This is a genomic window from Buttiauxella sp. AC038 (genome assembly GCF_979253565.1).
In genome coordinates, this window is sequence record NZ_CEEDCQ010000001.1 from 1,051,694 (window position 1) to 1,070,206 (window position 18,513).

An 18,513-nucleotide genomic window follows, 5' to 3' on the forward strand; every position below is an offset into this window, starting at 1 on the left:
TTGGCATAACCTCATTAGTTGCGGTCGATATAATAACGATGGTGACAAATAAAGTAAATGTATTGTTTATACGTTTTTTAATCGTCAGACGGCGATCACCATCATGAGTTTCCAGGTTAATCCATAACCCAGAGCACTTAATAACGTCGGGATAATAATGCTGCGAGTTTTATAAAAGCTCAGCCCGAGAATGATAAAGCCCATAAGCGTTGGGACCAGACGCTGCGCATCGTGCATGATCTCAGGCACACTTGAGACCACCAGCAGGGCGCAAATTGATGCAATGCCAATACTATCGAGCAGCACGCCTGTCGCACCAAGTTTGGCTGGACGTGTCGAATTTGCCCTGATTCGCAGAGGCAAATAACGGAACAGGTAGTTCGCAAGCCCGACCAGCAGACCCAGCAAAAGTACTTGTGTACTCATCCCGGTTCTCCTTGATAAAACGCCTGCACTAACGCCGCCAGGCATCCACACGCAATGCCTGCAAAAATCGCAGCAGGAATCGAAATCAGCGTGACGCCCAATAGTGCACCAGCAAGCGATGCGGTCACGATCCAGGATTGCTTACGCTGGAATGACGCCAGCAAGAAGCTCAGAAATAGGGCAGGCAGCATAAAACCTAGCGCTGCTTCTACTGCCGGGAAGTTATCCAGCAAGCCATTTCCGGACCAGGAACCCAGCGCCGTACCCAGAATCCATGAAAACCAGGAGCTGAATGCGATACCGATCATCCAGTTTTCGCTCCAGCGACGATTATCACGGACCAGTTTCGCTGTTGCGGCAGCAAACACTTCGTCGGTCAGGCCAAAGGCCCAAATCGCGGTTTTAGGTTTACTTAACTGGCGAGTGATTCGTTGGCGCAGGGAAGGGCCGTATAAGACGTGGCGCACATCCATTGCCATTACTGTTAATGCTGCCACCCATAGCGAGCTACCCGCAGCCAGCAATGCGGTAATAACAAACTGGCTAGCGCCTGCATAAATAATGCAGGAGAAAAATAGACTTTCGAATGGGGTAAATCCTAGCTTTGTGGCATTCAGCCCAAACGCGAATGCTACCGGGATATAACTGATGACAATCGGTAAACTGTCTTTCAGCCCTTCAACCCAGGTAGCATCATTTTGGTTAGTATTTAAGTGATCTGTTGCAGGACTATCCATATTAACTATTTATCTATTTCTGACGTTAATGTCACTCGAATGAACAAACAGGGATAACCTTAACAGACTGGTACGACCCTTAATACCCCAAATTATTCAAGGGGAATGTAAAGGATTAGAGCCATCACGGCTGACGGTGATAGCCACGCCACCACACTACTAAATTTAGTAGGGCGATGATGGCACCTGCTGCGCAAACGCCATTCCATCCAGCATGTTGATATGCACTGGCAGAAATGACTGAACCTGCGGCGCCACCAATAAAGTAGCTGGTCATGTAACCGGCGGTTAAGCGATTTCGTGCATCCGGCATCATGCGATAGATAACGGTTTGGTTAGTGATATGCACACCCTGAACCGTTAAATCCAGCACCAGAATGCCAATGATTAGCGCGATGACTGAATACTGCCCCATTGCGGTCGCAATCCACGACAGCAGCAGCAGCACCAGCCCAATGGTTGTGGTGAGATGTGCTTTACCTTTATCTGCAAATCCACCCGCCGGACGTGCACCCAGCGCACCCGCTGCACCCGCGAGGCCAAACAGGCCAATCATCCCATCCGAGAAGTTAAATGGCGGCGATGCCAGCAGAAATGCCATTGATGTCCAGAGGATACTGAAGTTGGCAAACGTCAGGCAGCCCAATAATGCGCGAGTACGCAATAGAGGGTTTTTGATAAACAAGCCGAATACAGAGGACAGTAACTGCGGATAATTCAGATGAGTTTCAGTCTTCACTTTCGGCAAGCCGCGCCACAGGGCTAAAGCCATCAAAACCATGAGCACACTGGCAACCCAGTAAACGGTACGCCAGCCACCAAGACTTGCCAGCAGCCCGGCAACGGTACGTGCAAGCAAAATACCGAGCAGCAGGCCACTCATAATCGTGCCAACCACTTTGCCGCGCTTTGCAGGTTCAGCAAGCGTTGCTGCAAGCGGCACCAGAATTTGTGCAACGACCGAGAACAAGCCGGTGAGTGCAGTGCCAAGAATCATCATCCATAACGTCTGGCTCAGCGCGACAATCACCATGCCGCCTGCGGCAAGCAGCGTCATAAAGACAATTAACCCGCGGCGCTCGAACATATCGCCTAGTGGCACCAGCAACAACAAACCTGCGGCATAACCCAGTTGTGCGGCGGTTACAATAAATCCGGCCTGGTTAATCGAAAGGGAAAACGCATTAGCGATGGTATCGAGTAGCGGTTGCGCGTAGTAGTTACTGGCAACGGCCAAACCCGTGGCAATAGACATCAGGACGATAAGCGCGGGGCTAAGTCCAGGGGGGTATTTTTCATTGTTATTCTTCAACTTGCGATGATGGTGCGGGAATAATAACGAAAATTAACGTAAGCAGGAGTCGGATTGTGCGGTTTGTTTTGGTAGGAATACCCTCTCCAGGCAGGAGAGGGTTAGGTTTTCACCTTCTCCCGAAGAGAAGGCCGGTCTCAAATCAATACAAAGGCTTACTTAGCGGCTAAAGCTTCTTTCACCCAGCCATCAAACTGCGCCTGGTGTGCTTTAATCCAGCCATCAACGTGGCCCTGAATATCTGCTTCTGAGGATTTACCGTTATGCATCATCGCATTCTCGGCATTGATATCCGCCAGTGGCAGTTTCATCAGGCTAAACAGTTTCGCTGCCTGCGGGTTTTTCTCGGCCCAGGCTTTGTTTGCCACGATATGCATGGTGTTCACTGGGAAACCATAGTTCGCGCCATTCGGCAGTTTGGTGTCGATATTCTTTTGCTCACCCGGCAAGGACGAGAACGGCACCTGCAACCACACCACATCTTTCCCAGGTTTGAGCACATCGCTCACCCAGTATGGCGTCCAGGTGTAATACAGCACCGGTTTGCCTTCTTTATAACGTGCAATGGTATCCGCCATCATCGCTGAATAATTACCGTGGCTAACCGTTACCGTATCGGCCAGCTTATAGGCTTCGTTCTGATGGTTAATCACCGCTTCACAACCCCAACCCGGCGTACAACCCATCATGTCGGCTTTGCCATCGTTGTTGCTGTCGAACAGTTTGGCAATCTTCGGATCTTTTAGCTGCTCAACGTTGGTGATGTGGTATTTATCTGCGGTCTTTTTATCGATGAGATAACCCTGCGCCGCGCCGGTCACATACGTGCCTTCGCGATAAAACTTGTTACTGCCACCCGCAGCGGCATACATATCGTCATGCAGTGGCTGCCAGTTCACTGCGGTAAATGTGGCATCGCCAGAGGCAATCGAGGTGTAACCCACGTTGTAATCCACTTCGCTTGCCGTATTTACGGTGTAACCCAGTTTTTCAAGGGCACGGCTGACAAGCTGTGTCTGGAAGGATTCTTCAGAAATGGTGCTTTGAATTGGCTGAACCGTAATGCCTTTACCCGGCAAGTCAGCGGCAAAAGTGCTGGTGGTAACGAGTGTGGCAAGAGCTGTCGCGAAAAGAGTCGTGTGTCGCATCGTTATTCCTATTTTTGGTGATGGGGCATGAGGCGGCACGCATGCCGCCACAGGCTTATTTAATGAAGGGACGGGTCAAGAGACCAATTGGGCCGGTATTGAACCAGCGGCGGTTGCCACGGCTGCGCGAATCGCGGCCAATGGACTGAGTTAAGCGGTCGAGAATAATGGCAAGAATGACAATGCCGACGCCGCCGACGGTCGCAAGACCCATATCGAGGCGGCCAATACCGCGCAGAACCATCTGGCCCAGGCCACCAACGGCAATCATCGAGGCGATAACCACCATCGAAAGTGCCAGCATCAGTGTCTGGTTAACGCCCGCCATAATGGTCGGCATCGCCAGCGGTAACTGAACCTTGAACAACATCTGGCGCGGGCTTGCGCCAAAAGAACGCGAGGCTTCAATTAGATCTTCCGGCACCTGCTTAATACCCAGAATCGTCAGGCGCACAATTGGTGGCAGGGCAAAGATAATCGTCACTACCACACCTGGCACGTTACCGATACCGAACAGCATTACGATTGGCACCAGATAAACAAACGCTGGAGTGGTTTGCATCGCATCCAATAGGGGGCGAATTATTTTTGCTGCCCGTTCGCTGCGTGCCAGCCAAATCCCCAGCGGCAGGCCGATTATCATGCAGAACATCAGGGCCGTCAGTACCAGCGCCAGCGTTACCATAGCTTGTGACCAGGCACCAATCGCGCCAATCGCTACCAGCGAAATCAACGTTGCGATACCCATTCCCAGGCTCGACATCTGCCAGGCAATCAGCGCAAACAGAATGATGGCAACCGGTGCTGGCATCCCCAGCAAGAAGTGCTGGAAGCCACTGAGGATATAATCCACCGGCACGCGAATGCCCTGAAACACCGGGCGGAAGTGTGTCACCACCCAGTCGATGCCGTGAGTTACCCAGCTATCGAGTGGGATCAGCGTCTTATGGAACGGATCCAGAATGTTAAAATGTTCTGGCTGTGGCGCAGGAGCTGAATTCAGCCAGTCTGCACTGCCACTTGCCGCAGGCGTGGATGCCGCTTGGCTTCCCCACGCATCAGCAGTTGCAGCGGCATGGTTGGTTGTTGTGTCGGCAGCCGCACTGCCGGTATCCCACGGATTTGCTTCACTCATTGACTTACCCCCTCACGATCTAACGCCTGGAGCAGCACCCCTTTTGAGATGATACCCACGTACTGACTCTCTTCACCTATGACCGGAACCGCGCACGGAGCCTGGCCTACATGGGTGAGCAGATCGCTTAGTGACGTATCAGCGGAAACTGCCGCCGGAGATTCGAGGTAAGCATTATCCAGACCCTGACCAGCAGCCAACGCCGCTTTCAGTGAGTCGGTCGAGACAATACCGAGGAATTTTTGCCCGCGTTCGATGACATAACCGAATTCACGATCTTCGTCTTGCAGCAATTTCAGCGCAGAACGAGGGCCAAAACCGGCGGTTTTACGCAGCAGGCCAGCAGGGCTTCGGCGGGCAATATCTTTGGCGCTAAATACCTGACTAATATCCACACCTCGGAAGAAGGTGCGTACATAATCATTTGCCGGATTATTGAGAATTTCATCCGGTGTACCGACCTGTATTACTTCACCACCTTGCATAATGGCAATTCGGTCGCCAATACGCATTGCTTCATCTAAATCGTGGGAGATAAATACAATGGTACGTTGGTGTTTAGCTTGCAATTTAATTAATTCATCCTGCATTTCAGTACGAATTAATGGATCGAGTGCGGAGAAGGCTTCATCCATCAATAATATATCTGGATTAATTGCCAATGCGCGGGCTAAACCAACACGTTGACGCATACCGCCAGAAAGCTCATCAGGATAAGCGTGGGAATAATTTTCAAGCCCTACCTGACGCAATGCATCAAGAGCTTTTTCCTGACGTTCTTTTAACGGAATTCCCGCTAATTCCATGCCGAAAGCAGTGTTATTTAACACCGTCATATGGGGCATCAGAGCAAATGACTGGAATACCATTGAGATCTTGCTCTTACGCACTTCACGCAGTTGTGCGTCTGATATCTTAGCGATGTCTACACCATCAATCAGTACCTGCCCACGGGTTGGTTCAATCAGGCGATTGAGAAGGCGAACCATGGTGGATTTACCGGAACCCGATAACCCCATGATGACAAAAATCTCGCCTTCTTCAATTGCCAGACTGGCGTCTTTTACGCCAAGCGACAGCCCTGTTTTTTCCAGTAATTCGGCTTTTGAAATACCCTTTTCAATATATTTATATGCGCGCTGTGGGTGCTCACCAAATACCTTATATAAATTCTTCACTTCAAGTTTAATTGCCATGCAATAAAGTTATTCCTGTATTTATATATTTATACACAATTCCTGATGGAAATATTCACTGCATATACCCTAACATACTCAGAATCTGAGACAACCCTCGATTTCTGATATATCCAATATCCGCGCGGCTTGAGTGGGCAGAATTTCCCATGAGTAAAGGGCTGAGAGCAAATCAGAGAAAGATGATATTTTTTGTAAGCGAAGGCGAAATTTGCCTGAATAGCGTGATATTCAGGCGGAAATGTAAACAGCGATTTTGTAGTGTTGACTGAAAATATCAACGCCAGAAATGTGCGGTTTATTTGGCTTAATTTACGATAAGAAACCAAAATAATTCGAGTTGCAGAAAGGCGACAAAGCCGCAAGTCCCCAGGAGCATAGATAACTATGTGACAGGGGGGCGCGGGTGCAGTCAACGCACCTGCGGCTGTTTTTAGAAATCCCAGTCTTCGTCTGTAGTTTCCACCGCTTTCCCCATTACATACGATGAGCCAGAACCCGAGAAAAAGTCGTGGTTCTCGTCCGCATTGGGGGAGAGTGCTGCCAGTATCGCTGGGTTCACCTCTGCCATTTCAGGCGGGAATAGCGCGTTGTAACCCAGGTTCATTAATGCCTTATTCGCGTTGTAGCAAAGAAAGGCTTTCACCTCTTCCTGCCAACCCACATCACCGTAAAGCGCATCGGTATAAGCGACTTCGTTATCGTAAAGATCCATCAGCAAATCGAGGGCAAAGTTTTGCAGCTCGGTCTGGCGCTCAATGCTTTGCTGCGCCAGCACTTTCTGGAATTTGTAACCGATATAATAACCGTGCACCGCTTCGTCGCGAATAATCAGGCGAATCAGGTCAGCCGTGTTAGTTAATTTGCCACGGCTCGACCAGTACATCGGCAAATAAAATCCAGAATAGAAGAGGAAAGACTCCAGAAATACGCTGGCAATTTTCTTCTTCAATGGATCATCGGCGTGGTAATGAGCGAGGATAATTTGCGCCTTACGTTGTAGTGGCGGGTTTTCTTCGCTCCACGCATACGCCGCATCAACATCTTTAGTCTGGCAAAGCGTTGAGAAAATCGAGCTATAGGAGCGGGCGTGCACCGCTTCCATAAAGCTCACGTTAGACAAAACGGCTTCTTCATGCGGCGTTATTGCATCATTCATTAATACCGGTGCGCCAACCGTATTCTGAATAGTGTCCAGCAGAGTCAGCCCGGTAAACACGCGGATAGTCAGTTGCTGTTCTTCATCGCTGAGCGATTGCCAGGCCGGAATATCGTTCGACAGTGGGATTTTCTCTGGCAACCAGAAATTGCTGGTCAGGCGATTCCACACTTCGAGATCTTTCTCATCCTCGATATTGTTCCAGTTGATGGCACTTACGCGGGTTAACTCAGTCATGATTTCTCCTTATAAAGCGCAGGACACACAGCCCTGCACCTCCGTTCCATCCAGTGCCATCTGGCGCAAGCGAATGTAGTAGAGCGTCTTGATGCCTTTTTTCCAGGCATAAATCTGCGCTTTATTAATGTCACGAGTGGTGGCGGTATCGCGGAAAAACAGTGTCAGCGATAAACCTTGATCAACGTGGCGAGTGGCTTGCGCATAGGTGTCGATAATTTTTTCCGGGCCGATATCGTAGGCATCCTGGTAAAACTCCAGGTTGTCGTTAGTCATAAACGGAGCCGGATAATAAACACGACCGATTTTACCTTCTTTGCGAATCTCGATACGTGAGACTATCGGGTGGATGCTTGATGTTGCGTGGTTGATATAAGAGATCGAACCCGTCGGCGGGACAGCCTGCAAATTCTGGTTATACAGGCCGTATTCCATTACGTCGTCACGCAACTGTTGCCACTCTTCGCGGCTGGGAATAGCGACCCCGGCTTTGGCAAATAACGCGCGCACCTTCTCGGTTTTTGGCTGCCAGCTTTCTTGCAGATATTGGCGGAAATATTCGCCATTCGCATAACGTGATTGCTCGAAACCTGCGAAGCGCTGTTTGCGTTCTCGTGCCAGTAAATTTGATGTGCGTACTGCATGCCAGGTCACGGTATAAAAATAGAAATTAGTAAAATCCAGACCTTCTGGCGAGCCGTAAGCAATACCTTCACGCGCCAGATAACCATGGAGATTCATCTGGCCGAGGCCGATGGCGTGTGACGCGGCGTTTCCTGCTTCAATCGACGGTACTGAGCGAATGTGGCTCATATCGGAAACCGCTGTTAGCCCGCGAATTGCGACTTCGATAGTCTCGCCAAAATCGGGGGAATCCATGGTATGGGCGATATTCAGTGAGCCGAGATTGCAGGAAATATCTTTACCTGTTTGTTGGTAATCGAGGTTTTCGTCGTAAGTAGAAGGGCTATTAACCTGCAAGATCTCTGAACACAGGTTGCTCATATTAATACGCCCGGCAATCGGGTTTGCGCGATTTACCGTGTCTTCAAACATGATGTACGGGTAACCAGACTCAAACTGGATCTCGGCCAGTGTCTGGAAGAAATCACGCGCATTAATAAAGGTTTTGCGAATACGCTCGTCCGACAGCATTTCTTCGTAAAGTTCGCTGACGGCAATATCACCAAATGGCTTGCCGTAAATACGCTCGACATCATAAGGCGAGAACAACGCCATCGGCTGGTTATCTTTCGCCAACTGGAAAGTGATATCCGGGATCACTACGCCAAGCGAGAGCGATTTGATGCGAATTTTTTCATCAGCATTTTCGCGCTTGGTGTCGAGAAAACGCAAAATATCGGGATGATGGGCGTGAAGATAAACCGCGCCCGCGCCCTGGCGCGCACCGAGCTGGTTGGCGTACGAAAACGCATCTTCCAGCATTTTCATCACCGGAATAACACCGGACGACTGGTTTTCGATGCGTTTAATCGGCGCGCCAACTTCACGCAAATTGGAGAGCAGGAAAGCTACGCCACCGCCACGTTTCGAAAGCTGCAATGCGGAATTTACCGCGCGGCCAATCGACTCCATATTGTCTTCAATTCGCAGCAAGAAGCAGGACACCAGTTCGCCGCGCTGCATTTTCCCGCAGTTCAGAAAAGTGGGCGTGGCAGGCTGGAATCGGCCGCTGAGCATCTCATCTATCAATTGCGTGGCGAGGTTTTCGTTACCCTGCGCCAGTGTTAACGCCACCATGCACACACGGTCCGGGAAATGTTCCAGATACTCTTTACCGTCGTAAGATTTCAGGGTGTAGCTGGTGTAATACTTCCAGGCGCCGAGAAATGTCTGGAACTGGAAACCACTGTTGAGCGCCTTCTCAAACAACGTGACGACAAAACGACTGTCATAGCGTTGTAGCACGGCATTGTCGTAATAACCTTCAGCCACAAGATAGTCGAGGCGAGCTTGCTGGTGGGGAAACTGGCGCGAACGGGGTAGCACATGTTGTTTATGGAATTGCTCTACCGCCAGCTTATCTTTCTCAAACTGGATATGGCCTTCGGAATCATAAAGATTCAACATGGCGTTGAGTGCGTGATAATCCGCGCTTTCCGTCGCCATTACGCTGATAGCTTCTGTCGTTGCCAAAATTCTTTGACTCCCTTACGCACGTTTTCAATATCTTGCTCGGTGCCGAGTAACTCAAAACGATAGAGATACGGTACCTGGCATTTCTGGGCTATCACGTCGCCCGCCCGGCAAAATCCTTCGCCGAAATTACGATTACCGCTGGCAATCACACCGCGCAGTAACGAGCGATTCGTAGGATTATTTAAAAAACGAATGACCTGGGCCGGTACGGCGCCGGCAATTCCGCCACCGCCGTAGCTTGGCACTATCAAAATATAAGGCTCTGGAACGATCAGTCGCTGTTTGAAATCCAGCGGAATGCGCAGCGCGGGTAATTCCAGGCGTTCGACAAAACGCAGAGTATTTTCCGAGGTGCTGGAGAAGTAGACGAGATGACTCATGCAGTCGCCAGGTTGCGCAGACGGTTGATCATATCCGGCCGGAATCCGCTCCAGCTCTCTTGTTCTGTGACCACAACCGGCAACTGGCGAAAACCAAGGGCGCGTAATTCGTCGGCGGCTTCCGGGGTTAAATCGAGATTAATCAGTTCGTAAGTGAACCCACGGCTTTCGATGGCGCGTTTAGTTGCGTGGCATTGGACACAGTCATTTCGAGTGTATATGGTAATGCGCATGATTCTTATTCTCTCCGATGTTGAGAATATGAATACTAGATGTGGGTGTTAAAATAATCAACCATACAAGATATAGTCTTTTTCGATAAGGACAGCAAAGGTGATGAGCGGGGCAGGTTGCGGGCAAAAAAGAATTTTTAGGGTGGATTAGCGTTAGCGAAATCCACCACTATTGTGCGGGTGTCGGATGTCGCTGTGCTAATCCAACCAGAAAAAACTACATACGCATACTGATTGCCAGGCGGTTGAACGCATTCATCAGGCTTGCAGTGAAAGTAAGATCGCTAATCTCTTGTGCGGTGAAGAATTGCAGCAACGGTTGGTACACTGCATCTTCTGCACCACCTTCGGTAATTAAGGTTATTGCTTCGGCCCAGGCCAGTGCCGCGCGCTCTTTATCACTGAAGTGATTACTCACTTTCCAGCCCGCCAATGCATCTAGCTTGGTCTGGTCTACGCCATCTTTGCGCAGTGCTTTTGAGTGCATCTCGAGGCAATAGGCGCAGCCGTTAATTTGCGAGACGCGCAGGAAAACAAGTTCAATCAGGGTCGAGCCGAGCGAGCTTGATTCCAGGCCTTTCAGTGCCTGAAGCATAGGCTTAAATACGGCTGGGGAAAGGTCGTAATAAGGCTGGCGTAATTCAATCATGGGGTGATCCTCGTGTTGGTGTGCGGGCAATTTAGCACTATGATGGACTGCTAAAGAGAGCCATAAATTAACTAATAAAGCAGGCCATAATGGCAAAGTCGATTGAACCCGTAGTGAGTGCTCACCATTCGATACCGCGTTACCAGCAAATCGCGCGACAGCTTAAGCAGGCAATCAGTGATGGCGAGCTGGTTGCCGGAAGCCGTTTGCCATCAAGTCGCACCATGGCGCTGGAACTTGGGGTGGCCCGGGCAACAGTGGAAAATGCCTACGGGGAGCTGGTTGCGCAAGGGTGGCTGGAAAGACGTGGCCAGGCAGGGACCTTTGTCAGCTTGTCGGTGACGAAAGGCGCAAATAACCCCGAGACGACAACCAGCCAACCGCAAGGTACGCCACGTCCGTTCCAGGTGGGTTTACCCGCGCTGGATGCATTCCCGCGCGCATTGTGGGCGCGAATTATGGGACGGCGCTTACGTCTGCAAACACGCTACGATTTAGTGTTACCCGAAGCGAATGGGGAATCGACATTACGCCAGGCCATTGCCGATTATTTACGTTTTTCACGCAGCATCGACTGCCACCCGGAGCAGATCTTCATCACCGCAGGTTTTCAGGCTGCAATGAGGCTGGTTGTGCATGCGCTAGCCAAACCTGGTGACGGAGTCTGGCTCGAAGATCCCGGTTATCGCTATGTACGCCCGGTATTTTCAGAAGCGGGGATGGCATTACATCCGGTGCCGGTCGATGGTGAAGGGATGCAGATTGATTATGGTATTAATCATTTTCCCGATGCGCGTTTTGCACTTTTGACCCCGGCTCATCAAAGCCCGCTGGGCGTGGCTTTATCCATAACTCGCCGTCGCCAGTTGCTTGATTGGGCTGCGACAAATCATAGCTGGATTATTGAGGACGATTACGACAGTGAGTTCCGCTACCACGGAAAACCGCTGCCGCCGATAAAAAGCCTCGATGGTCCGCAGCGCGTTATCTATGCCGGAACGTTCAGTAAATCTTTGTTTCCCGCTTTACGCGTCGCCTGGCTGGTGGTGCCGCAACAGGAGGTTGAGGCATTTTCACAGCACACACATTTCCTGCCATGTACTGCCCCATTGTTGATTCAACAAACCATTGCAGATTTCCTGCGCGAAGGGCATTTCTGGCGGCATTTGAAAAAGATGCGTTTGTGCTACAGCGAGCGAAGAGTATGGCTGGAGAATGCTCTGCAACAACAGGGGTTTGATGTCGTCCCACAGGCGGGAGGCATTCAACTGGTGATGCGCGTAAAGGGTGATGACCGTGTACTGGTGGCTAAAGCTCGCGATGCAGGGCTTGCGGTACAAGCATTAAGTGACTGGCGAATGGTGACAACAGTGGAAGGGGGAATATTGATGAGTTTTACTAATCTCACCTCACAAGCGATGGCGTTAAAAGCCGCGAAACAGCTACGCGATGCGATTAGCTGAAATCAAATAGCCAACAAAGACGCCGCTTGAGGAATTACGGATATAAAAAACCCCGGAAGTGGCTCCGGGGTTAGACGCATATTTATTATCACTACACTTTTCGGATTATCGACGGGAAGCTAATAAAGCCCCGATGAAAATACCTACAGCGGCGCTGATACCCACGCTCTGCCATGGTTTATCTCGTACATATGTATCGGCACAACCTACCGCATCACAAGCGGCCTGTTTTACGCGGGTGCGACCATGAAGGCGGGCTCTGGTCTCTTTAAGCAGAGACTCCGCTTTTTTGCGGGCAGCTTCCCCTTCTTCTTTAACATCGCTACCGAACGATTTAAGAACCTCTTCCAGCGTGTCAGCCAGTTGGTTCACGTCACGGTTAATATCATCAACGCCTTCGTCTACATCATTTCGATTTACGCGGTTAAACATTGGTTTCTCCCTTTTTGCGATGTACTACTCAGTGTAGACCATAATTTTTAGTAATGAGTCAGTTCACTCTCTTTCACCGTCTTTATGGACTAATCTGAAAGCGTTGCTAATGCTGGTTATTGTAAGGTTGCGCTGCAATAGAAGATGACGAGGAAAAAATATGTATTTACGACCTGATGAGGTGGCCCGCGTTCTTGAAAAAGCCGGTTTTACCATGGATATAGTGACACCGAAAACCTACGGATACCGGCGTGGGGAAAACTACGTTTATGTAAATCGTGAGGCGCGGATGGGGCGAACAGCTTTGATCATTCACCCCACGTTAAAAGAACGAAGCCAGACACTGGCAGAGCCTGCGACAGATGTAAAAACCTGCGATCATTATCAGCAATTTCCACTCTATCTGGCTGGTGAAACCCATCAGCATTACGGTATTCCGCATGGATTTAGTTCACGTGTCGCCCTGGAACGTTACTTGTCTGGCTTATTTGGCGAGCACTAATTCGAATGAGGCGTTGTTGGGTTCACACCTCAACGCTATCACACCTCTGCTTTTGCGCTTCGATAACCGCTGATACGGAATAAACGACGGCAATAATCAAGAAAATAGCCATACGCAGCGCCCATAAGCATCGAGACGATAATATTTGAACTTACCGCCGCGACTATTTGATTCCAGTCTGCTCCAACCGACCACAAAATAGCGACGTACACAGGTGACTGGAAAGTCACGTAAGCCAGTACATCGGCGAGATTTTTCGCCCAACTGGCCTGGCTATAGCGTTTGGTAAAACGCATAAATGCATCACGGTAAAAACCGTATGGCCAGGCAATCAGAATGTTTACGGGAATGGCGACCAGGCGCGAAGAGAGTGATTGCTCAAAACTCATGCCTGAGAGAAAGATTTCAATCATCATGTTCACAACCGAGCAATACACTACCATCGCAAAAGTATCTGCGACTGCATGGCGCAGGCGTGACTCAGGAGAAAACATTATTCTAACTCCGCATGATAATTAGCGATATACACTGCCATTGAGTGCTAATGGCAGTGCTAATAAATGATTTGTTTATGTCAGCTAGATTATATCCCTGCGTGCAATTCGACAATTAGTGATAAATTTTTATTTAAAGGCATTTTGTCAATAAAATCCGCTAAATGAGACATATCAGACAGAGTTTCCTGATTTTGTCGTTTGGCTATTAATTTTTCATTTAAAATCATTATCTTAAATTTTTCATGCATAGCCTCATTTTTAAGGCTATCCAGGGCCTGAAAATTCGTTATATAATTTGTTATATAGCGATGTGATCAACAGGAGCATTCAAGTGGATAATCATTTTGGAAAGGGATTGATGGCAGGGCTGAAAGCCCGTGAAGCTGACAGTGTCACCAGGGTGACTCGCTTTTGCTCGGACTACAAACGCGGGTTTGTGCTGGGGTTTAGCCATCGTATTTCAGAACAAACGGGCGACCGCCAACGCGCTGCATGGGAAGCTGGGGTCTTGACTCGTCGCTACAACCTCGACAAAGAACTGGTGGCAGATTTTTTCAAAGAAGTGAATGCTGATACTGCAGTGAAATGCTTTTTTGCAGGTTATGAAAGAGGTTACTGATAATAGTTTTTCGGCGGGCAAAACAAGACCCGCCTGAGATAAGCATTAGCAAACGCCAAAATCGTCATCTTCTTTATACAGCGCAACGTCTTCTGCCTTTAAGGTGACTGTTTCGCCTGTCAAAATGCTTCTGGGCGTACAGAACAGAGTATCTCCCTGAACATCCAGAACTTCATATTTTGGGCCGCCTTTTTTGGGCTGCACCAGATCGCCTGCTTTGAACATAGTTTTCCTCTTTCAACGAAGATAAATAAACAACGTCTATCGTTAACCATAGCCCAAAGCGGCAGGATACATGTCGATTTAACCTAACGTTTGTTCCACGGCATTTTTTCTAGCAGACGTGCCATGCCACAAAAGCCGCTTATACCTGCAAAGAGCAAACCTGCACCCACAAATCCTGAAAGTAAGAAGAAACCCGGATGTACTGCATAACCCAGCACTACGCCTGCAAGCACCAACGTACCCGCAGCAATTTGTACCTGGCGCATCAAAGGTAATGGTTGTGATTTATCCGCCAGAATTTCCTGCCCGTCTTTCTTCCAGGCATCCAACCCACCAGTGAGGATCAAAACTTTCGCCGGAGCCACAGCATCAGCCAGCTTTTGGGCATTTTGCGTGGTGCGCATGCCGGATTGGCAATGAAAAATCACGGTATCGAAAGGGTCGAATGGGCCAAGGCGGTCACCGTTTTCGATGGCCGAAAGCGAGAGTAAATGCGCCTCAGGGATATTCTCACGGGCATGTTCGTCCCGCTCGCGGATATCAATCAACGCGGCTCCTTGAGCGACCAGAATTTTGGCCTGTACCGGGGAAATAGTCTCGATAGTCATGTTGTTCCTATTGGCAATAGAGTGCTTTTACTGAGTTAAGGAGACGATAAAACAAAAAAGAATGCACGGTTTTTTGGAGTTTTTTGATCGGCAAATTTAAGAATTTGAGTTCATGAGTCGTTTTGTTTTGATGAAGTGTGAAGATCTGGCGTCAAGGCATCAGTATCGGGTTATGGCATTGTTAAGTGGATTTCAGACATGGAAGTTAGTAAAAAGTCAGGCACAGTGAACCGTTTACTGACCGTATTATTTTTGGTGATGTTAATTCCTTTTATGATGGTTTCTATTTGGTCATTTGCTAATATACATAAAAATAATATAGAAGTTTTTGAAAATAACCTGACGCGATTTACACATAATACAGCAATGGAAAGTGTTAATCGCCAGTTAGAAGAGATTGATATTGTATTCCAGATTCTGAATAGCCGAATGACATATGCCGGCACTCAGGTTTTTATTAATGAAGAGAAAGGAATCCTTCATTCAATTATTGCATCAATTGTTAATACATTATCTTTTTTTGATACGGCTATTATTTCTGATATCAAAGATAATTACCGTACATACCCAGAAATAAAACGAGATGATTTCATACCAAGTAAACGCCCCTGGTATCCAAGTCTTAAAAACCAAAAAGGTATTCATTATTCTGAGCCTTATTCAGATGTCCTTGCTGAGTCTAGTGATCCTGAAGTTCGTACTATCACCGTGAGTATGAACCTGTTTGATGAAGAACTACAAAAATATGGAAACATAGGTTTTGACTTGGATATGGATACCATGAGTTCTGCCTTGATAAATGTGGTGGTTCCTTTTGAGGGGAAGTTTTTAGTCGCCTCAAAAGATGGCACTGTCATTATGAATGCAAATATTAAAGATATTTTTCGTCAAAAAGTGCCATTAAAATGGGTTGAAAAATCCATTGATTTAGAAGGCCATTTTTATGATGAAGAAACAAAGAAACATATTTATTACCGCTCTTTTACCGATCCATATTGGTTAGCATTTACGATTGTTGATGACGAAAAATATAATGAATTTATTAATGATGCTCCACAATCATTGATATACATCATTTCAGTATGCCTAATCATATATGTAATTTTGCTTTGCTTATGTCGTGTATACATCAGAGAGATAATTGGCCGTCTGTATATGGGCGTCAACGGCATTAGTTATGATGGCCAAACGCAGGATCTGGAAAAAATCTATACTAAAATAAAAAATAGCCAGGTTGAACTTAAAGAAGTTCGCCGTATTTCGGGTGAAGATGCTTTAACCGGAATTGGAACCCGGCGTAAATTTGATGACCGAATGGCTGAGTTGATTGATTGCAATTCCCCATTCTATCTGGCAATCCTGGATCTGGATAATTTTAAAAGTATCAATGATACGTTTGGTCACACTGTAGGTGATTCGGTGCTTAAATATGTCAGTAAGGTTGGTAAATCTATAATCGAGCCGGACTATGATATTTATCGTTTTGGTGGGGAAGAATTGGTCGTGCTGTTCCATGGCGGGGAATACGATGTCTACTTTGACTTGCTGGAAACATGGCGCATTACCATATGCCAGCGGCAATGGCGAGAAACCACATTGAATGTAACTTTTAGCTGTGGCATCGCGCGTTGGCAGCCAGGTGAAAGTGCACAGGATATTATAACCAAAGCAGATAAAGCGTTGTATGAGGCGAAGCACTCAGGGAAAAATGCGATTTACACTGCAACTGACTAAATAGTGAGGTGAATTATGCAGGAATGGGCCGCTTCATATTTAGTCTTAATCATGGAAGGAAAATAAAATGACGGTTGATAATGAGGATGTCAGAAAGATACTGGCTAATATTTCTCAGGGGAATCCTGAGCAGTCTCTCGTCATTTATTTGCAGCCGATTATTAACATGGTTGATGGCCAATGTGTGGGTGCTGAGGCGTTAGTGCGTGGGAGAGTTGAGAGCAAGCTTGTGTTCCCGGACCGCTTCATTGGTCTGCTGGAACAAAATAAAGATATTCGTAAGGTCGGGGTTTACGTACTGCAACGAGCTATTCAGTTCAGTAAAGAACATGACCTCCACCAACAGGATAATTTCAGCATCAGTAGTAATTTTTCGCCTATCGAAATCAACGATCGCAGTGTCGTTGAGAAAATTAAAAGTATTACTGATGCAACAGGGTATCCAAGCCACAAAGTGACCATTGAGATTACTGAAACAGATATTTCTCTTAGTTCACAAGGCCGGCAGAATGCCAGCTGGTTGCAGCAACAAGGTTTTGTGATTGCCTGGGATGATATTAGTCATCTCGATGATTTGAGCAAAAACAGCCGTGAATTTTGCAGCAATGTCATTAAGCTCGACCGTAGCCTGCTCAATGAAGAGTGTTTGCCGCAGGCTCGTGAAATCATCTTGTTATGTAAGACCAAAAAATTACAGCTGGTTGCCGAGGGTGTGGAATATGCCTGGCAGCGAGATTGGTTGCTCGAACAAGGCGTTACTGCTTGTCAGGGATACTATTATTCCCCGCCTGTAAACAAACAAGTTTTTGCACAGAAATATATTAGTGCCTGAGTCCATTTTTCGCGCTGAGAGTCCACGTTTGTAGTTTTTCTCTGGCCCATATTATAAAGAGGTAATAACATGAGCGACATTGGCTCAAATTTTATTCTTAGAAAAATAACCCATAGCGATTTTTCTAACGTAGTGGATTTTTACGTCCAGCCAATTTTCAATTTGTCATCTTTCCAGTGTGTCGGTGCCGAGGTGCTATTACGTGGGATGCATCGGCACAACATCATTCAGCCAGCGCAATTTCTACAGCAGCTTGAAGAAAATGACGGCATTATTAATGTCGGAAAATATATCATTGGTAAAGCTTTTGAGTTTTTACAACAAGAAGTGTTATCGCGCAAACCTGATTTCTTCCTCAGCATCAATCTGGCACCCCATCAACTCAATGATGAAACCTTTTCAGAAAGCATTATGGCGCTTCAGGAAGTATTCGCAATACCAGCAAAATCTGTGATTTTTGAGATAACGCAATCTGCTGAGGAATTAGCGGAAAGTGGTGAGAAAAATATTCAGCAATTGCAAAGTGCTGGGTTTTCTTTTGCCTGGGATGATGTGGGCAGTATTGATGATGTACAAAACAAACTGGCGCAGGCCGCATGCGATTTTATCAAACTGGACCGCAGCTGCCTTAAGAATGGTAGTAACGAGAAAACTCCTGAGCTCATAATTGAAGCACATAAAAATAATGCTTCAATTATTGCTGAAGGGGTAGAAACCATGGCGCAAACGTCGATGTTGTTAAAACACAATGTCGAACTGGCTCAGGGTTTTCTATTTTCTCGCCCATTGAAGAAAATAGATTTTGTACAAAGTTATATTCGTACCTAGC

At 47.7% G+C, this 18,513-nt stretch carries 21 protein-coding genes; 6 read left to right on the forward strand and 15 right to left on the reverse strand.

Annotated features, from left to right (window positions below; genetic code table 11):
- Positions 1-84 precede the first annotated feature (84 nt).
- The 11 genes from ygaH to AC0IXI_RS04970 form a co-directional block, all read right to left on the reverse strand.
- Complete coding sequence (ygaH, locus tag AC0IXI_RS04920; protein WP_134184363.1) at positions 85-426, reverse strand: L-valine transporter subunit YgaH; 342 nt, start codon at positions 424-426, stop codon at positions 85-87.
- Entirely contained in the window at positions 423-1,163 is a 741-nt protein-coding gene (locus AC0IXI_RS04925; RefSeq protein ID WP_154152829.1) for an AzlC family ABC transporter permease, read from the reverse strand. Before AC0IXI_RS04925 ends, ygaH begins: the two co-directional genes overlap by 4 nt.
- Before the next feature lie 124 nt (positions 1,164-1,287).
- Positions 1,288-2,418 carry an MFS transporter gene (locus AC0IXI_RS04930; protein ID WP_471682000.1) on the reverse strand — a complete coding sequence of 377 codons (1,131 nt, stop codon included), beginning with the start codon at positions 2,416-2,418 and terminating at the stop codon, positions 1,288-1,290.
- A gap of 212 nt (positions 2,419-2,630) precedes the next feature.
- A complete protein-coding gene (gene proX, locus AC0IXI_RS04935; protein ID WP_064513271.1) occupies positions 2,631-3,623 on the reverse strand; it encodes a glycine betaine/L-proline ABC transporter substrate-binding protein ProX in 993 nt (330 codons plus the stop codon).
- A 55-nt stretch (positions 3,624-3,678) separates the two neighbouring features.
- Positions 3,679-4,758, reverse strand: coding sequence for a glycine betaine/L-proline ABC transporter permease ProW (gene proW, locus AC0IXI_RS04940; RefSeq protein WP_064513270.1), 1,080 nt, complete (start codon positions 4,756-4,758; stop codon positions 3,679-3,681).
- On the reverse strand, positions 4,755-5,954 hold the full coding sequence (gene proV, locus AC0IXI_RS04945; protein WP_471682001.1) for a glycine betaine/L-proline ABC transporter ATP-binding protein ProV: 1,200 nt from the start codon (positions 5,952-5,954) through the stop codon (positions 4,755-4,757). The genes proW and proV overlap by 4 nt, the downstream gene beginning before the upstream one ends.
- Positions 5,955-6,387: 433 nt before the next feature.
- Positions 6,388-7,350, reverse strand: a complete 963-nt coding sequence (nrdF, locus tag AC0IXI_RS04950) for a class 1b ribonucleoside-diphosphate reductase subunit beta (protein WP_064513266.1) — start codon at positions 7,348-7,350, stop codon at positions 6,388-6,390.
- Between the two features lie 9 nt (positions 7,351-7,359).
- A complete protein-coding gene (nrdE, locus tag AC0IXI_RS04955) occupies positions 7,360-9,507 on the reverse strand; it encodes a class 1b ribonucleoside-diphosphate reductase subunit alpha (RefSeq protein ID WP_424222369.1) in 2,148 nt (715 codons plus the stop codon).
- The gene (gene nrdI, locus AC0IXI_RS04960; RefSeq protein WP_134184353.1) at positions 9,480-9,890 is read right to left on the reverse strand and encodes a class Ib ribonucleoside-diphosphate reductase assembly flavoprotein NrdI; all 411 of its coding nucleotides are present in this window, start codon (positions 9,888-9,890) and stop codon (positions 9,480-9,482) included. The genes nrdE and nrdI overlap by 28 nt, the downstream gene beginning before the upstream one ends.
- The gene (gene nrdH / locus AC0IXI_RS04965; protein WP_134184351.1) at positions 9,887-10,123 is read right to left on the reverse strand and encodes a glutaredoxin-like protein NrdH; all 237 of its coding nucleotides are present in this window, start codon (positions 10,121-10,123) and stop codon (positions 9,887-9,889) included. The genes nrdI and nrdH overlap by 4 nt, the downstream gene beginning before the upstream one ends.
- A 217-nt stretch (positions 10,124-10,340) precedes the next feature.
- The gene (locus AC0IXI_RS04970; protein ID WP_064513258.1) at positions 10,341-10,772 is read right to left on the reverse strand and encodes a carboxymuconolactone decarboxylase family protein; all 432 of its coding nucleotides are present in this window, start codon (positions 10,770-10,772) and stop codon (positions 10,341-10,343) included.
- Positions 10,773-10,903: 131 nt separating this feature from the next.
- On the opposite strand from AC0IXI_RS04970, the gene pdxR reads away from it, so the two are divergent.
- Positions 10,904-12,235: a MocR-like pyridoxine biosynthesis transcription factor PdxR gene (gene pdxR, locus AC0IXI_RS04975; protein ID WP_471683198.1), complete on the forward strand. Its 1,332-nt coding sequence runs from the start codon at positions 10,904-10,906 to the stop codon at positions 12,233-12,235.
- 105 nt (positions 12,236-12,340) lie between these two features.
- Here pdxR and AC0IXI_RS04980 read toward each other — a convergent pair whose 3' ends face one another.
- Positions 12,341-12,667: an ElaB/YgaM/YqjD family protein gene (locus tag AC0IXI_RS04980; RefSeq protein ID WP_034457412.1), complete on the reverse strand. Its 327-nt coding sequence runs from the start codon at positions 12,665-12,667 to the stop codon at positions 12,341-12,343.
- Positions 12,668-12,827: 160 nt separating this feature from the next.
- Here AC0IXI_RS04980 and AC0IXI_RS04985 point away from each other — a divergent pair, with 160 nt between their 5' ends.
- Positions 12,828-13,169, forward strand: a complete 342-nt coding sequence (locus AC0IXI_RS04985) for a DUF2002 family protein (protein WP_064513255.1) — start codon at positions 12,828-12,830, stop codon at positions 13,167-13,169.
- 38 nt (positions 13,170-13,207) lie between these two features.
- Here the strand turns inward: AC0IXI_RS04985 and alaE are convergent, their stop codons facing one another.
- Positions 13,208-13,663, reverse strand: a complete 456-nt coding sequence (alaE, locus tag AC0IXI_RS04990) for an L-alanine exporter AlaE (protein ID WP_064513254.1) — start codon at positions 13,661-13,663, stop codon at positions 13,208-13,210.
- Positions 13,664-13,997: 334 nt separating this feature from the next.
- Between alaE and AC0IXI_RS04995 the strand changes: the two genes are divergently transcribed.
- Complete coding sequence (locus AC0IXI_RS04995; protein ID WP_064513252.1) at positions 13,998-14,285, forward strand: DUF2623 family protein; 288 nt, start codon at positions 13,998-14,000, stop codon at positions 14,283-14,285.
- Positions 14,286-14,330: 45 nt separating this feature from the next.
- Here AC0IXI_RS04995 and AC0IXI_RS05000 read toward each other — a convergent pair whose 3' ends face one another.
- Together AC0IXI_RS05000 and AC0IXI_RS05005 are read right to left on the reverse strand one after the other, a co-directional pair.
- Positions 14,331-14,510, reverse strand: a complete 180-nt coding sequence (locus AC0IXI_RS05000; protein ID WP_134184349.1) for a hypothetical protein — start codon at positions 14,508-14,510, stop codon at positions 14,331-14,333.
- Between the two features lie 83 nt (positions 14,511-14,593).
- The gene (locus AC0IXI_RS05005) at positions 14,594-15,118 is read right to left on the reverse strand and encodes a rhodanese family protein (protein WP_134184346.1); all 525 of its coding nucleotides are present in this window, start codon (positions 15,116-15,118) and stop codon (positions 14,594-14,596) included.
- A 198-nt stretch (positions 15,119-15,316) separates the two neighbouring features.
- Here AC0IXI_RS05005 and AC0IXI_RS05010 point away from each other — a divergent pair, with 198 nt between their 5' ends.
- The 3 genes from AC0IXI_RS05010 to AC0IXI_RS05020 all read left to right on the forward strand — a co-directional run bounded on the left by AC0IXI_RS05010 (position 15,317) and on the right by AC0IXI_RS05020 (position 18,512).
- The gene (locus AC0IXI_RS05010; RefSeq protein ID WP_413499259.1) at positions 15,317-16,852 is read left to right on the forward strand and encodes a sensor domain-containing diguanylate cyclase; all 1,536 of its coding nucleotides are present in this window, start codon (positions 15,317-15,319) and stop codon (positions 16,850-16,852) included.
- A 67-nt stretch (positions 16,853-16,919) separates the two neighbouring features.
- Positions 16,920-17,684 carry an EAL domain-containing protein gene (locus AC0IXI_RS05015; RefSeq protein WP_471682002.1) on the forward strand — a complete coding sequence of 255 codons (765 nt, stop codon included), beginning with the start codon at positions 16,920-16,922 and terminating at the stop codon, positions 17,682-17,684.
- Between the two features lie 69 nt (positions 17,685-17,753).
- Positions 17,754-18,512: an EAL domain-containing protein gene (locus AC0IXI_RS05020; RefSeq protein WP_134184340.1), complete on the forward strand. Its 759-nt coding sequence runs from the start codon at positions 17,754-17,756 to the stop codon at positions 18,510-18,512.
- Position 18,513 lies beyond the last annotated feature (1 nt).